Annotated in this window: 10 protein-coding genes; 8 read left to right on the forward strand and 2 right to left on the reverse strand. The window is 65.4% G+C overall.

Annotated features, from left to right (window positions below):
- Positions 1 to 377 precede the first annotated feature (377 nt).
- A complete protein-coding gene (locus tag GIW57_RS05775; protein WP_100461791.1) occupies positions 378 to 1,013 on the reverse strand; it encodes a hypothetical protein in 636 nt (211 codons plus the stop codon).
- A gap of 171 nt (positions 1,014 to 1,184) precedes the next feature.
- Here GIW57_RS05775 and GIW57_RS05780 point away from each other — a divergent pair, with 171 nt between their 5' ends.
- The 3 genes from GIW57_RS05780 to GIW57_RS05790 all read left to right on the forward strand — a co-directional run bounded on the left by GIW57_RS05780 (position 1,185) and on the right by GIW57_RS05790 (position 6,609).
- On the forward strand, positions 1,185 to 4,871 hold the full coding sequence (locus GIW57_RS05780; RefSeq protein ID WP_236509415.1) for an indolepyruvate ferredoxin oxidoreductase family protein: 3,687 nt from the start codon (positions 1,185 to 1,187) through the stop codon (positions 4,869 to 4,871).
- 154 nt (positions 4,872 to 5,025) lie between these two features.
- On the forward strand, positions 5,026 to 5,283 hold the full coding sequence (locus GIW57_RS05785) for a helix-turn-helix transcriptional regulator (RefSeq protein WP_089241740.1): 258 nt from the start codon (positions 5,026 to 5,028) through the stop codon (positions 5,281 to 5,283).
- A gap of 3 nt (positions 5,284 to 5,286) precedes the next feature.
- The gene (locus GIW57_RS05790; protein ID WP_236509416.1) at positions 5,287 to 6,609 is read left to right on the forward strand and encodes a type II toxin-antitoxin system HipA family toxin; all 1,323 of its coding nucleotides are present in this window, start codon (positions 5,287 to 5,289) and stop codon (positions 6,607 to 6,609) included.
- Here GIW57_RS05790 and GIW57_RS05795 read toward each other — a convergent pair whose 3' ends face one another.
- Positions 6,610 to 7,224, reverse strand: a complete 615-nt coding sequence (locus GIW57_RS05795; protein WP_236509417.1) for a DUF938 domain-containing protein — start codon at positions 7,222 to 7,224, stop codon at positions 6,610 to 6,612.
- A 768-nt stretch (positions 7,225 to 7,992) separates the two neighbouring features.
- On the opposite strand from GIW57_RS05795, the gene GIW57_RS05800 reads away from it, so the two are divergent.
- The 5 genes from GIW57_RS05800 to GIW57_RS05820 are packed head-to-tail and all read left to right on the forward strand — an operon-like array spanning position 7,993 to position 14,346.
- On the forward strand, positions 7,993 to 9,624 hold the full coding sequence (locus GIW57_RS05800) for a TldD/PmbA family protein (RefSeq protein ID WP_236509418.1): 1,632 nt from the start codon (positions 7,993 to 7,995) through the stop codon (positions 9,622 to 9,624).
- Between the two features lie 27 nt (positions 9,625 to 9,651).
- A complete protein-coding gene (locus GIW57_RS05805; protein ID WP_025876010.1) occupies positions 9,652 to 11,286 on the forward strand; it encodes a TldD/PmbA family protein in 1,635 nt (544 codons plus the stop codon).
- Positions 11,287 to 11,307: 21 nt separating this feature from the next.
- A complete protein-coding gene (locus GIW57_RS05810) occupies positions 11,308 to 12,642 on the forward strand; it encodes a TldD/PmbA family protein (RefSeq protein WP_100461787.1) in 1,335 nt (444 codons plus the stop codon).
- On the forward strand, positions 12,642 to 13,349 hold the full coding sequence (locus tag GIW57_RS05815) for a DUF4159 domain-containing protein (protein ID WP_100461786.1): 708 nt from the start codon (positions 12,642 to 12,644) through the stop codon (positions 13,347 to 13,349). The genes GIW57_RS05810 and GIW57_RS05815 overlap by 1 nt, the downstream gene beginning before the upstream one ends.
- A gap of 13 nt (positions 13,350 to 13,362) precedes the next feature.
- Complete coding sequence (locus tag GIW57_RS05820) at positions 13,363 to 14,346, forward strand: MoxR family ATPase (protein WP_100461785.1); 984 nt, start codon at positions 13,363 to 13,365, stop codon at positions 14,344 to 14,346.

Raw genomic sequence — 14,346 nt, forward strand, 5'->3', positions numbered from 1 at the left:
GAAGAGCAAAAGCAAAAGCGGTTGGCTGGCCGCTTTTTGTAGCGCCGAGCCCACGCTCGGCTGCATCCCGATCAGATATCGATCATTCGATTCCAATGCAGATTCATCCACGCATGGCGTGGATGTACGTGTCGACCAAGGTCGACACCTACCAACAGCAGCGGAAACCTGTCGAAGGCGGGGCACTGTGGGTTTGCGGGGTGTGAGCGGCATGGATGCCGCGACCAAGCCCCCATGGACGGGTTTACGGCGGCCCCGCAAACCCACAGTGCCCCGCCATCCCCCAGCAAACCCGCTTTGGCTTTGGCTTTGGCTTTGGCTTTGGCTTTGGCCGTTGCCTCTGCGGGTGCCGGGTGCAACCCGGCCGAACCCCAACCTCAGGGCCAGGCTGGAGGCGCGGCCGCCCAGGCCTGCTGCACTTCGGCCAACGTCGCGCGTTCGTCATCGCGCCAGCCCGGCAACAGCTGCGCGTAACGACTGCTGTCGCGCCATTGCCCCGGCTCCGTCCGTACGGCAGCGGCATACCACTTCACCGCCTCCTGCTGCTGGCCGGCCCGCCACAGCGCCAGCGCATAGCTCGGCGGCACCCAGCCGGGATTGCTGCGCAGGGTGCCGGCAGCGGCCTGCCACTGCTCCAGCGCCGCCAATGCCTGGCCCTGCCGCAACAGGTCCCAGCCATAGTTCCAGCGTACGCTGCGGCCCAGCGCGCTCTGCACCGGCGCTTCGGCCAGTGCCTCGTGGTAGAGCTTGTCCCCCAGCTCCGCGCGCCCCTGTGCGATGGCCACCGACGCCAGCTGCGCCGTAGCTTCCAACCCCTTGCGGCCACGCTCGCGGTGCTTCAGCAGCTGTGCCACCAGGTCTTCGCCTTCACCCTGCACCACCGTGATCGGCGCGGCGGCGGCGTCGCTGTCGAAATAGAACTCCTGCGGTGCCGGCAATGCCGGCGCGGCCCACGCAGTGGCCGCTCCCGAGACCAGCAACACGCCGGCCAGGAACTGTCCTGCAACTGACATCCAGATTCCCCCAAGGTTGAAACACCAACCCTCCCTCTCTCACCCCGATCCTAACCCCAGCACGTCCTTGGCGCGAGTGCCGGGGCTTTTGCCCCCCACTGTTACAATTCGCGCCTTTCCCGCCGCGTGTACCTGCGCGGCCGGTGCCAGCCGATCCTGACCAGGCCAGCCATGACCAGTACCGCGCAACTCACCTCACCCGCCTCCGCCGACCTGCTCGACCGTGATTACACGCTCGACCACAAGTACACCCGCAACGAAGGACGGATCTACCTGAGTGGCGTGCAGGCGCTGGTGCGGCTGCCGCTGATGCAGCGCCTGCGCGATGAAGCCAACGGCATCGACAGCGCCGGCTTCATCAGTGGCTATCGCGGCAGCCCGCTGGGCGGCTTCGACCTGGAGCTGTGGCGTGCGCGCAAGCACCTGGAAGCGGCCAAGGTGAAATTCACCCCGGGCCTCAACGAAGACCTGGGCGCGACCATGGTGTGGGGCACCCAGCAGACCAACCTGTTCCCCGGCGCCAACGTGCAGGGCGTGTTCGGCATGTGGTACGGCAAGGGCCCGGGCGTGGACCGCTGCGGCGACGTGTTCAAGCACGCCAATGCCGCCGGCACTTCGCGCCATGGTGGTGTGCTGGCATTGGCCGCCGATGACCACGCCTGCCGCAGCTCGACGCTGCCGCATGGCAGCGAGGACGAATTCGTCAGCGCGATGATGCCGGTGCTGAACCCGGCCGGCGTGCAGGACATCCTCGACATGGGCCTGCTCGGCTGGGCGATGAGCCGTTACACCGGGCGTTGGGTCGGCTTCAAGACGATCGCCGAGACGGTGGAATCGTCGGCCTCGGTCGAGGTCGATCCGCTGGCCCGGCGCATCGTGCTGCCGGAGGACTTCGACATGCCCGCTGGCGGCCTCAACATCCGCTGGCCCGATCCGCCGCTGGACCAGGAAATGCGCCTGCACCGCTACGCGGTGAAAGCCGCGCAGGCCTTCGCCCGTGCCAACGGCATCGACAAGGTGGTGATGGACGCACCGCGTGCGCGGCTCGGCATCGTCACCACCGGCAAGAGCTACCTGGACGTGCTGCAGGCGCTGGAATACCTGGGCCTGGACGAGCAGGCCTGCGCCGACATCGGCATCCGCGTGTACAAGGTCGGCATGACCTGGCCGCTGGAGCCGGAAGGCATCGCGCGCTTCGCGCAGGGCCTGGAAGACATCATCGTGGTGGAGGAGAAGCGCGCCTTCATCGAGCGCCAGATGAAGGAGCAGTTCTTCAACTGGCCGGCCAGCTGGGGCCAGCGCCCGTCCATCGTCGGCAAGTACGACGAGGCCGGCGAGTGGATCCTGCCGTCGACCGGCGAACTGACCCCGGCCACCATCGCCGGCGTGATCGGTCGTCGCATCCAGAAGTTCTTCAACAACGACTCCATCGAGCAGCGCCTGCAGTGGATGCAGGAAAAGGAAGCCGAGCTTGCGTTGCCACGCGCCAGCTTCCCGCGCGTTCCGCACTACTGCTCCGGCTGCCCGCACAACACCTCCACCACCGTGCCGGAAGGCTCGCGTGCGCTGGCCGGCATCGGTTGCCATTACATGGTGACCTGGATGGACCGCAGCACCGACACCTTCACCCACATGGGCGGCGAAGGCGTGACGTGGGCCGGGCAGGCCGCGTTCACCGATACCCAGCACGTGTTCCAGAACCTGGGCGACGGCACCTATTTCCACAGCGGATCGCTGGCGATCCGCCAGGCGATCGCGGCCGGCGTCAACATCACCTACAAGATCCTCTACAACGACGCGGTGGCGATGACCGGCGGGCAGCCGGTGGACGGCCCGCTCAGCGTGCCTGACATCGCAAGGCAGATGCGCGCCGAGGGCATCCACACCATCATGGTGCTGTCGGACAACATCGCCAAGTGGACGCGCCAGCGCGAGCATTTCCCCAGCGACGTGGAGTTCCACGACCGCAGCGAGCTGGATGCGGTGCAGAAGCGCCTGCGCGAAGTGAAGGGCGTTTCGATCCTGATCTACGAACAGACCTGCGCCACCGAAAAGCGCCGTCGCCGCAAGCGCGGCAAGCTGGAAGATCCGCTGAAGCGGGTGATGATCAATTCGCTGGTCTGCGAAGGCTGTGGCGACTGCGGCAAGAAGAGCTTCTGCGTGTCGGTGCTGCCGAAGGAAACCGAGTTCGGGCGCAAGCGTGACATCGACCAGTCCAACTGCAACAAGGACTATTCCTGCGTCAACGGCTTCTGCCCGAGCTTCGTCACCGTGCACGGTGGCCAACCGCGCAAGGGCAGCAAGCGCGATGCCTCCACGCTGCTGGACAACCTGCCGGCACCGGTGGTGCGCGGTACCTTGGAGCAGCCCTGGAACATCCTGATCACCGGCGTTGGCGGCACCGGCGTGGTGACCATCGGCGCCCTGCTGGGCATGGCCGGTCACCTTGAGGGCAAGGGCGCCTCGGTGCTCGACCAGACCGGGCTGGCGCAGAAGGGGGGCGCGGTAACCACGCACATCCGCATCGCCCGTCGCCCCGAGGATATCCACGCCGTGCGCATCGCCGCAGGCGAAGCCGACCTGGTGCTGGGCTGCGACATGGTGGTGGTCAACGATTATTGGGCACTGTCGAAGGTGCGTGCCGGCCGTTCGCAGGTGGTGCTCAACACCTATGAAGCGATGCCGGGCACGTTCACCACTCGCCCCGACATGCAGTTCCCCGCCGCCGACATCATCGCCGGCGTGCGCGTGGCCCTGGGTGGCGAAGAGCCGCTGCTGCTGGACGCAACCCAGCTGGCGACCGCCTTGCTCGGCGATGCGATCGCCGCCAACCTGTTCATCCTCGGCTACGCCTGGCAGCAGGGCCTGGTGCCGCTGTCGTTCGAGTCGCTGATGCGTGCCATCGAGCTCAACGGCGCCGCGGTGGCGATGAACCAGCAGGCCTTTGCCTGGGGCCGCCTGGCCGCGGTCGATCCGCAGGCCGTGCAGCAGGCGGCAGGCGTGGTGCGCAACCGCCATACCGACACCGAAAATACCCCAGGCCCGCTGCATGCACTGCCGCCGGGCGAATGGGAAGGCAACGAGTGGGGCGCTACCGCCGCACCGCGCAACACCGGTGACGAGCGCGAGCTGCGTGGGCTGCCGACGCACGGTGGCGATGTCGCCTTCCTGCCGTTGGACGATGCGCGCCTGTCGCGCTCGCTGGACGAGATGATCGAGCGCCGCTCGGCCTTCCTGACCGACTATCAGGATGCCGACTACGCCAACCGCTACCGCACGCTGGTCGAGCGCGTGCGCGCGACTGAAGCCGAACGTATCGGCGGCTCCACCGCGTTGACCGAAACCGTGGCCCGCTACCTGTTCAAGCTGATGGCCTACAAGGACGAATACGAAGTGGCGCGCCTGTACACCAGCGGCGATTTCCAGCGCCGCCTGCAGCAGCAGTTCGAGGGCGATTACCAGCTGCGCTTCCATCTGGCACCGCCGCTGTTCGCGAAGAAGGACGAACAGGGCCGGTTGCTGAAGAAGGAATATGGCCCGTGGATGTTCAAGGCGTTCGGCCTGCTGGCCAAGCTGAAGTTCCTGCGTGGCGGCCGCTTCGACGTGTTCGGCCGCACGGAAGAGCGCCGCATGGAGCGCAAGCTGATCGGCGATTACGAGGCGACCGTGCAGGTATTGCTGGACGGCCTGGATGACGACCGCCTCGCACTGGCGGTGGAGATTGCCAGCGTGCCCGAGCACATCCGCGGCTTCGGTCACGTCAAGGAAGCACACTTCGAAAAGGCCAAGGCCCGCGAAGCGGTGCTGCTGGCGCAGTGGCGCAACCCGAAGGCGCTGCATATCGTGCAGGTGGCGTAGTAGCACACCACAAAAAGAAACCTATTGATTGCCTTTTGAGAAGGCAATCCATAGGTTGCCTGTGGCGCAGGAAAGAGATAGGTTGCGTGTCGTAAAGCAACCTATCCTTTGCGTACGTGATGGCGTACGGTCATCTTTCCCGAGGACTGCCGGTATGGACAGGCCGCCGCATACGGTGAGAACACCGCAGCAACTTGCGCCGCTGATGCGCGCGTTCAGACGCCAGGCCGGGCTGAGTCAAGCACAGCTTGCCGAGCGACTGGGCATCTCCCGCCAGGCAGTCGGCGCATTGGAACGCGATCCAGCGTCTGCCAGCTTCGAGCGATTGATGCGAGTCTGGGCCGTGTTGGGCCTGGAAATCAGCCTGCAGCAGCGAAGTCCCCGGGAAAACACGTCGACTTCGGAGTGGTAAGCCATGGGTACGTTGCGGGTCTGGATGAATGGTGTCGAGGTAGCTCTCTGGGATGATGCGCGGAACCGGGCATCCCGCCTTTCCTACCTCAGCCAATGGATTGGTTCGACGCAGTCGCGACCGCTGTCCCTTTCGCTCCCCCTGCTGCCCGACGGTGAAAGCCATCAAGGTCAGGTCGTCAACGACTACTTCGACAATCTTCTCCCCGATAACGTCACCATCCGCAACCGGATCCGCGACCGGTTCGCCACGCGCAGCAGCAATACGTTCGATCTGCTTGAAGCCATTGGCCGGGATTGTGTGGGCGCGGTGCAGCTGTTGCCACATTCGCGCACACCGGATGCCATCCAGCGGATAACGTTCGAACCATTGAATGACTCAGGCGTCGCTGAAGTCCTGCGCCAGGTCACAACAAGTGCATTGCCTGGCACTTCTTCCAGCGACGATGCGTTCCGCATTTCCATCGCTGGAGCGCAGGAAAAGACCGGCCTGCTGCTGCACGATGGTCAATGGTGCATTCCTACCGGAAGTACGCCGTCCACGCACATCTTCAAGCTGCCGTTGGGTATCGTCGGCAACATGCGTGCGGACATGCACCAGTCCGTGGAGAACGAGTGGCTGTGCATGCACCTGCTGGCAGCCTTTGGAATTCCCGTCGCGGATACGCAGATGGGGCGTTTTGAAGATCAAGCTGCACTGATCGTCGAACGTTTCGACCGGCGACTGGCCGCGGATCGCACGTGGTGGCTTCGCTTGCCGCAGGAAGATATGTGTCAGGTCTTTGGCCTCCCCGCTGCCCAAAAGTACGAATTCGATGGCGGCCCCGGCATCGTGGCCATCATGGATCTGCTTCGGCAATCCGAGCAGCCTGAGGATCGAGCAACCTTCTTCAAGACGCAGATCCTGTTCTGGATGCTTGCCGCGACCGACGGCCACGCAAAGAACTTCAGCGTCCACATCGACGCGGGTGGGCGTTTCCGTCTGACTCCTGTCTACGACGTGCTGTCGGTATATCCCATCCTCGGCCGGGGGCCCAATCAACTCGATCCGCACAACGCGCAGCTTGCCATGGCGGTAGAGGGCAAGAACCGCCATCGAAAACTGCATCTTGTGCGACGCCGGCACTGGAACGAAACCGCACGCGCCTGTGGCGTAGCCGATGGCGCAGAGCCATGGATCGAAGCGTTGATCGCTTCCGTGGAACCCGCCATCGAACACGTCACACGCCAGCTTCCAAGCGGCTTCCCTTCGACCGTGTCCGAACCTGTTTTCAAGGGACTGCGTGCTGCAGCGATCCGCCTTTCCAGCATGGCCCCCGACGCCTGATCACCCCAGGCGCCACAGCAACACTCGGTTGTTGGCCGGCATGGCCAGATCACCCAACCGGGTGAATCCGTTGTCCGCCGCCAGCGCCTGCACGGCTTCGGCATCGCGGATGCCGCTACGCGGATCACGCGCTTTCAGCCAGCCATCGAATTGCGCGTTGCTGTCGCTGCTGTAACGACCGCCGTAATTGAAGGGGCCATACACCGCCAGCAGCGCGCCATGGCGCAGCAGGGGTGGAAGTGCGGCAAACAGGGCCTGCACGTGTTCCCAGCTCATGATGTGCAGGGTGTTGGCAGTGAATGCAGCATCGAACGTGCTGCCTTCCTGCAGTCTCAGGCCGGTCGCCGGCGGCAGCTCGACCTGAAGCGCCACCGGCGGCAGCAGGTTCAGCAGCGCCGCCTCCGCACGCCAGGCCTCGATGCCGGGCAGACGATCCGGATGGTCGCTGGGCTGCCAGCGCAGCCAAGGCCAGCGCTCGGCGAAGAAGGCCGCATGCTGGCCGGTGCCGCTGCCGATCTCCAGCACCCGGTGGCGGTCGCCCATCCAGGGGTCGAGCGCAGCGGCGATCGGTTCGCGGTTACGTTCGCAGGCTTCTGAATACGGCTTGCTCGACATCAGGACGGTGTCCAGGCGGGGTCGGGCTCATTGTGCACGAGGGGGTTACTGAGCAGGGCTGCGCCCTGCACCCGCAGAGGCAACGGCAACGGCCGAAGCAACAGCCGAAGCAACAGCAAAAGCTGGTTCCCTGTGGGATGGCGGGGTGGGTCCGGTTGAGGGGGACGCCGCAACCCTTCCATGGGGGCTTGGTCGCGGCATCCATGCCGCTCACACCCCCTCAACCGGACCCACCCCGCCTTCGACAGTTGACCGCGATCTGTCGGAACGGCACGGGGTCAGATCCCGTTGCTACGCAACGGGATCTGACCCCAGATTTATTTCGATATCTGACAGATGTGTCGACCAAGGTCGACACCTACCAACAGCCGCAGGGAACTGTCAGAGGTGGGGCGGTGTGGGGTGGCAGGACCGTTGGCGCCATGGATGGCGCCATCGAGCCCCCATGGGTGAGGGCGCTTTGCTTGCGAAGCATTGCTTCGCAAGCGCCCGAACGCACAGCCGCCAGCGGCTGGGCTGGCTTGGGGGTTTACGGCGTGTCCTGCCAGCCCACACCGCCCCGCCATCCCACGGATAGCCCGCTGTTGCCGTTGCTTCGGCTGTTGCCGTTGATTCGGCCTCTGCAGGTGCAGGGCGCAGCCCTGCCGAACCCACCCCTACCATGACTGCAGTCACTTGCCCGAATGCCCGCTGCTGGCGAAAGTCGGGGAGTTGACGTGATCGGATCGGTCCTTTGCCGGCCGCACGGAAGTGAGAGAGAGAGACGCAGTGCAACGACGTGAGTTCCTGGCATTTTCCGGTCTGGGCCTGGCGGGCCTGGTCCTGCCGCATTCGCGGCTGATCGCCGCCGAGCAGTTGCTGGCCCCGGTCGACCCGGTCAAGCGCCGACGCCTGGCCGAGGTCGCCCTTGCCGCCGCGCGCGCGGCCAAGGCCAGCTACTGCGACGTGCGCATCGGTCGCTACCTCAACCAGTCGGTGATCACCCGCGAACACCAGGTCGGCAACGTGACCAACCGCGAATCGTCCGGTGTGGGCGTGCGGGTGATCGTCAACGGTGCCTGGGGGTTCGCCGCCACCCACCAGCAGACCGAAGCGGCGGTGCGCACCGCCGTCGAGCAGGCCACGGCCATTGCCCGCGCCAATGCCAGCATCCAGACCCGGCCGGTGCAGCTGGCGCCCACTCCGTCGGTTGGCGAGGTGCGTTGGCAGACGCCCATCCGCCGCAATGCGATGGAAGTGCCGATCCAGGACAAGGTCGAGCTGCTGCTGGCGCTCAATGCCGCCGCACTGAATGCAGGTGCCGACTACATCAATTCCACCCTGTTCCTGGTCAACGAACAGAAGTACTTCGCCTCCAGCGACGGCTCGTTCATCGACCAGGACATCCACCGCATCTGGCTGCCGTTCACCGCCACCGCCATCGACAAGGCCAGTGGCAAGTTCCGCACCCGCGCCGGCCTGTCCTCGCCGATGGGCATGGGCTACGAGTTCCTCGAGGGCGATGCGCGCGGCAAAGTGCAGCTGCCCGGCGGCATCACCGCCTACCGCGATTCCTACGACCCGGTCGAGGACGCCATCGCCGCCGCCCGCCAGGCGCGCGAGAAGCTGAAGGCACCCTCGGTGAAGCCCGGCAAGTACGATCTGGTGCTGGATCCGTCCAACCTGTTCCTGACCATCCACGAGAACGTCGGCCATCCGCTGGAGCTGGACCGCGTGCTCGGCTACGAAGCCAACTACGCCGGCACCAGCTTCGCCACCCTGGACAAGCGCGATGCCGGGTTCCGCTGGGGCAGCGACATCGTCACCTTCTTCGCCGACAAGACCCAGCCGGGCAGCCTCGGCGCGGTCGGCTACGACGACGAAGGGGTGAAGACCCAGCGCTGGGACCTGGTGCGCGACGGCATCCTGGTCGACTACCAGGCTACCCGCGATGAGGCGCACATCCTCGGCCGCGACGCCTCGCATGGCTGCAGCTATGCCGACTCGTGGTCCAGCGTGCAGTTCCAGCGCATGGCCAATGTCTCGCTGGCGCCGGGCAGGAAACCGCTCAGCGTCGAAGACATGATCAAGGACGTCGAGAACGGCATCTACATCCACGGCCGCGGCTCCTATTCCATCGACCAGCAGCGCTACAACGCGCAGTTCGGCGGCCAGCTGTACTACCAGATCAAGAACGGAAAGATCACCGGCATGGTCGAGGATGCGGCCTACCAGATCCGCACGCCGGAGTTCTGGAATGCCTGCACCGCCATCTGCGATGAACGCGATTTCCGCCTCGGCGGTTCGTTCTTCGACGGCAAGGGCCAGCCCGGCCAGGTTTCAGCGGTCTCGCACGGTTCGTCCACCACCCGTTTCAACGGCATCAACATCATCAACACCGCGCGCAGTCTCGGCGCTTGAGCCACCCGTCCTTCATGGAGAGCAGCCTTGCACAGACGTGACTTCCTGGCCCTGACCGGGCTTACCGCTGGCGGCCTGATCGTGCCGTCGTTCTTCGGCAAGGCGATCGCCGCCGAGCAACTGCAGTCCAGCCTCGACCCTGCGCTGAAGAAGCGCCTGGCCGATGCCGCCCTGCAGGCCGCGCGCAGCGCCGGCGCCACCTACTGCGACGTGCGCATCGGCCGCTACCTGCGGCAGTTCGTGATCACCCGCGAAGACAAGGTGCAGAACGTGGTCAACACCGAGTCCACCGGCGTGGGCATCCGCGTGATCGTCAACGGCGCCTGGGGCTTTGCCGCCACCAATGCGCTCAGCACTGCCGACGTGGCCCGTGCCGCGCAGCAGGCGGCGGCGATCGCCAAGGCCAACGCAGGCGTGCAGACCGCGCCGGTGCAGCTGGCCAAGGCACCGGGCGTGGGCGAGGTCAGCTGGAAGACGCCGATCCGCAAGAATGCGATGGAGGTGCCGATCAAGGAGAAGGTCGACCTGCTGCTGGACGTCAACGCCGCGGCGATGGGCGCCGGCGCCAGCTTCGTCAATTCGATGCTGTTCCTGGTGAACGAGCAGAAGTACTTCGCGTCCACCGACGGCTCGTACATCGACCAGGACGTGCACCGCATCTGGGCGCCGATGACGATCACCGCCATCGACAAGGCCAGCGGCAAGTTCCGCACCCGCGAAGGCCTGTCCGCACCGATGGGGCTGGGCTACGAGTACCTGGATGGCGCCGCTGCCGGCAAGGTGCTGACGCCCAATGGCGTGGTCAACTACGGCTCCTCCTACGACATGAAGGAAGATGCCATCGCGGCGGCCAAGCAGGCGCAGGAGAAGCTGAAGGCGCCGTCGGTGAAGCCTGGCAAGTACGACCTGATCCTGGATCCGTCGCATACCTGGCTGACCATCCACGAGTCGATCGGCCACCCGCTGGAACTGGACCGCGTGCTCGGCTACGAAGCCAACTATGCCGGCACCAGCTTCGCCACCCTGGACAAGCGCGAGCAGCATTTCCAGTACGGCAGCGAGCACGTGAACATCTTCGCCGACAAGACCCAGCCGGGCAGCCTCGGCGCGGTGGCGTACGACGACGAAGGCGTGAAGTGCAAGCGCTGGGACCTGATCAGCAACGGCAAGCTGGTGGACTACCAGACCATCCGCGACCAGGCCCACATCCTCGGCAAGACCGAATCCGATGGTTGCTGCTACGCCGACTCGTGGTCCAGCGTGCAGTTCCAGCGCATGGCCAATGTGTCGATGGCGCCGGGCAAGTCGCCGCTGAGCGTGTCGGACATGATCAAGGACGTGGAGAACGGCATCTACATCATCGGTGACGGTTCGTTCTCGATCGACCAGCAGCGCTACAACGCGCAGTTCGGCGGCCAGCTGTTCTACGAGATCAAGAACGGAAAGATCACCCGCATGCTCGAAGACGTGGCCTACCAGATCCGCACGCCGGAGTTCTGGAATGCCTGCAGCGCCGTCGCCGACGAGCGCGATTACCGACTGGGCGGTTCGTTCTTCGATGGCAAGGGCCAGCCCGGCCAGGTCTCGGCGGTCTCGCACGGGTCGTCGACCGCGCGCTTCAACGGCATCAACGTCATCAACACCGCACGCAGCCTCGGCTGACCGGTCAGGAGCCCTTACACCATGAGTATCTTCACCGAAGCCCAGGCCAAGGCCATCCTCGACAAGGTCATCGCCCTGTCCAAGGCCGATGAGTGCACCGCCGTACTGGCAGGGTCGATCAACGGCAACATCCGTTTCGCCCTGAACAATGTTTCCACCAGCGGCATCGTCGACAACACCGAACTGGCCGTCACCGTGGCCTTCGGCAAGCGCGTGGGTACCGCTTCGATCAACGAGTTCGACGACGCCGCGCTGCAGCGCGTGGTCCGCCGCGCCGAAGACCTGGCCCGGCTGGCCCCGGAGAACCCGGAGTTCATGCCGGCCATCGGCAAGCAGAGCTACCGCGCCAGTCCGACCTTCAGCGAATCCACTGCCGCCATCGATCCGGCCTTCCGTGCCAAGGTCGCCGCCGATTCGATCGCGCCGTGCCGTGGCAACGGGCTGATCGCCGCCGGCTTCCTGGAAGACGGCCAGGGCTTCTACGCCACGGCCAACAGCAACGGCAACTTCGGCTACCAGCGCAGCACCAACTTCGATTACACCTGCACCGTGCGCACCGAAGATGGCCGTGGCTCGGGCTGGGTGGGTCGCAACCTGAAGGATGCGGCCGACTTCAAGGCCGACCAGGACATCCGCATCGCGATGCGCAAGGCCACCGAGTCGCAGGAAGCCAAGGCACTGGAACCCGGCAAGTACACGGTGATCCTGGAGCCGGCGGCGGCCGCAGGCCTGATCAGCTTCATGATGAACTTCTTCAGCGCGCGCTCGGCCGATGAAGGCCGCAGCTTCCTGTCGAAGAAGGGCGGCGGCAACAAGCTGGGCGAGCAGGTCTACGATCCGCGCGTGAACATGCACGCCGACCCGTGGCATCCGGATGCGCCTGTGCTGCCGTGGGATGGTGAAGGCATGCCGCGCGAGCGCATCGCCATCATCGAGAACGGCAAGATCGCCAACCTCGACTATTCGCGCTTCTGGGCACAGAAGCAGGGCAAGACCGCCAAGGCCACGCCCGGCAACCTGCTGATGAGTGGTGGCGAGAAGAACACCGCCGAACTGGTGCGCGGCACCCAGAAGGGCATCCTGGTCACCCGCACCTGGTATATCCGCATGGTCGACCCGCAGACCGTGCTGCTGACCGGTCTGACCCGCGATGGCACCTTCTACATCGAGAACGGACAGATCAAGCACCCGGTGAAGAATTTCCGCTTCAACGAGTCGCCGGTGATCATGCTCAACAACATCGAAGAGCTGGGCAAGCCGGTGCGCGTGGCCGGTGACGAATCCAGCTTCGTGATGATGATTCCGCCGATGAAGCTGCGCGATTTCACCTTTACGTCGTTGTCCGACGCGGTCTGATGGATCGCCGGGCCTGCCTGCGCTGGTTGGCCGCTGCCGCTTCGGCGGCGGCGCTGCCGGCATGGGCGCAGGCAGGCCCGCGCAGTTCGCGCTACGACTTCTGGTTCACCCGCCTGCAGTACGACTCCGGCGACTGGGACGTGGACGCGCGCATGCCGTCCAACCTGATCACCTCGCTGATCGACTACACCTCTTTGCGTGTGGACCCGCAGGAACGCGTGGTGGCCCTGGCCGACCCACGCATGCTGGAGGCGCCGTTCTGCTACCTGGCCGGGCACACCCTGGTCGAGTTCAACGCCGCCGAACGGCAGAACTTCGTGCGCTACGTGCGCAATGGTGGCTTTGTTTTCGTCGACGACTGCAACCACGATATCGACGGCCTGTTCGCCACCTCGTTCGAAGCGCAGATGGGCCGGCTGTTCGGGCCGAAGGCGCTGCAGAAGCTGCCCAACAGCCACGCGCTGTACCGCAGCTTCTTCCGCTTCCCCGACGGCCCACCCGCAACCAGCTTCGAGCTCAACGGCTGGGGCGATGACCTGGTGCACGACTATCTGAAAGGCATCGACGTCGATGGCCGGCTGGGCGTGCTCTACAGCAACAAGGACTACGGCTGCGAGTGGGACTACGACTGGCGCAACAAGCGTTTCCTGGCCGAAGACAACACCCGCTTCGGCGTCAACATCGTGATGTACGCATTGAACAATTGAACGGACCACGCCCATGACCTCCCCCGACCTCGATTCCCTGCTGCCGCGCCTGCACGATCTGCGCGCTGCGCTCGCCCACGCCGTGGTCGGCCAGCACACCGTGGTCGAGCAGCTGCTGATCGGCCTGCTGGCCGGTGGCCACTGCCTGCTGGAAGGCGCGCCGGGGCTGGGCAAGACCCTGCTGGTACGCTCGCTGGGGCAGGCACTGGAACTGCAGTTCCGGCGCGTGCAGTTCACCCCGGACCTGATGCCCAGCGACATCCTCGGCACCGAACTGCTGGAAGAAGACCACGGTACCGGCCATCGCCATTTCCGCTTCCAGCAGGGCCCGATCTTCACCAACCTGCTGCTGGCCGACGAGCTCAACCGCACCCCGCCCAAGACCCAGGCCGCGCTGCTGGAAGCGATGCAGGAACGCACGGTCAGCTACGCCGGCACCACCTACACGCTGCCGGCACCGTTCTTCGTGCTGGCTACGCAGAATCCGATCGAACAGGCCGGTACCTATCCATTGCCGGAAGCACAGCTGGACCGCTTCCTGCTGCATGTGCTGGTTGATTACCCCAGCGAGGAAGAAGAGCGGCAGATCCTGGAACAGACCACCGGTAACGCCACTGGAAGCGTGCCCAAGGTGATGGATGCCGAAGCGGTGATCGCGCTGCAGGCGGCGGTGCGCCAGGTGCATGTCAGCCCCGACGTGCTGGCCTGGATCACCCGCCTGGTGCGCGCCAGCCGTCCCGGCGAGGGCGCACCGGCGGCGATCAACCAGTGGGTGAAATGGGGTGCGGGCCCGCGTGCCGGGCAGTCGCTGGTGCTGGCCGCCAAGGCGCGCGCACTGCTGCAGGGACGTTTCGCCGCCACCCGCGAGGATGTGCAGGCGCTGGCCGCACCGGTGATGCGTCATCGCCTGCTGCTGTCCTTCGCCGCCGAGGCCGAGCAGAAGCGGGCGGACGATGTGGTCGCCGCACTGCTGCAGGCCGTTCCATTCCCGGGTTGA

The organism is Stenotrophomonas sp. PA-6-5C (assembly GCF_021605635.1).
In the GTDB taxonomy this organism is placed as follows: Bacteria; Pseudomonadota; Gammaproteobacteria; order Xanthomonadales; family Xanthomonadaceae; genus Stenotrophomonas; species Stenotrophomonas lactitubi.

Bases quoted from the DNA above. Each gene is read 5' to 3' on its own strand.
- GIW57_RS05775 (WP_100461791.1), bottom strand. From the start codon at position 1,013: ATGTCAGTTGCAGGACAGTTCCTGGCCGGCGTGTTGCTGGTCTCGGGA.
- GIW57_RS05780 (WP_236509415.1), top strand. From the start codon at position 1,185: ATGACCAGTACCGCGCAACTCACCTCACCCGCCTCCGCCGACCTGCTC.
- GIW57_RS05785 (WP_089241740.1), top strand. From the start codon at position 5,026: ATGGACAGGCCGCCGCATACGGTGAGAACACCGCAGCAACTTGCGCCG.
- GIW57_RS05790 (WP_236509416.1), top strand. From the start codon at position 5,287: ATGGGTACGTTGCGGGTCTGGATGAATGGTGTCGAGGTAGCTCTCTGG.
- GIW57_RS05795 (WP_236509417.1), bottom strand. From the start codon at position 7,224: ATGTCGAGCAAGCCGTATTCAGAAGCCTGCGAACGTAACCGCGAACCG.
- GIW57_RS05810 (WP_100461787.1), top strand. From the start codon at position 11,308: ATGAGTATCTTCACCGAAGCCCAGGCCAAGGCCATCCTCGACAAGGTC.
- GIW57_RS05815 (WP_100461786.1), top strand. From the start codon at position 12,642: ATGGATCGCCGGGCCTGCCTGCGCTGGTTGGCCGCTGCCGCTTCGGCG.
- GIW57_RS05820 (WP_100461785.1), top strand. From the start codon at position 13,363: ATGACCTCCCCCGACCTCGATTCCCTGCTGCCGCGCCTGCACGATCTG.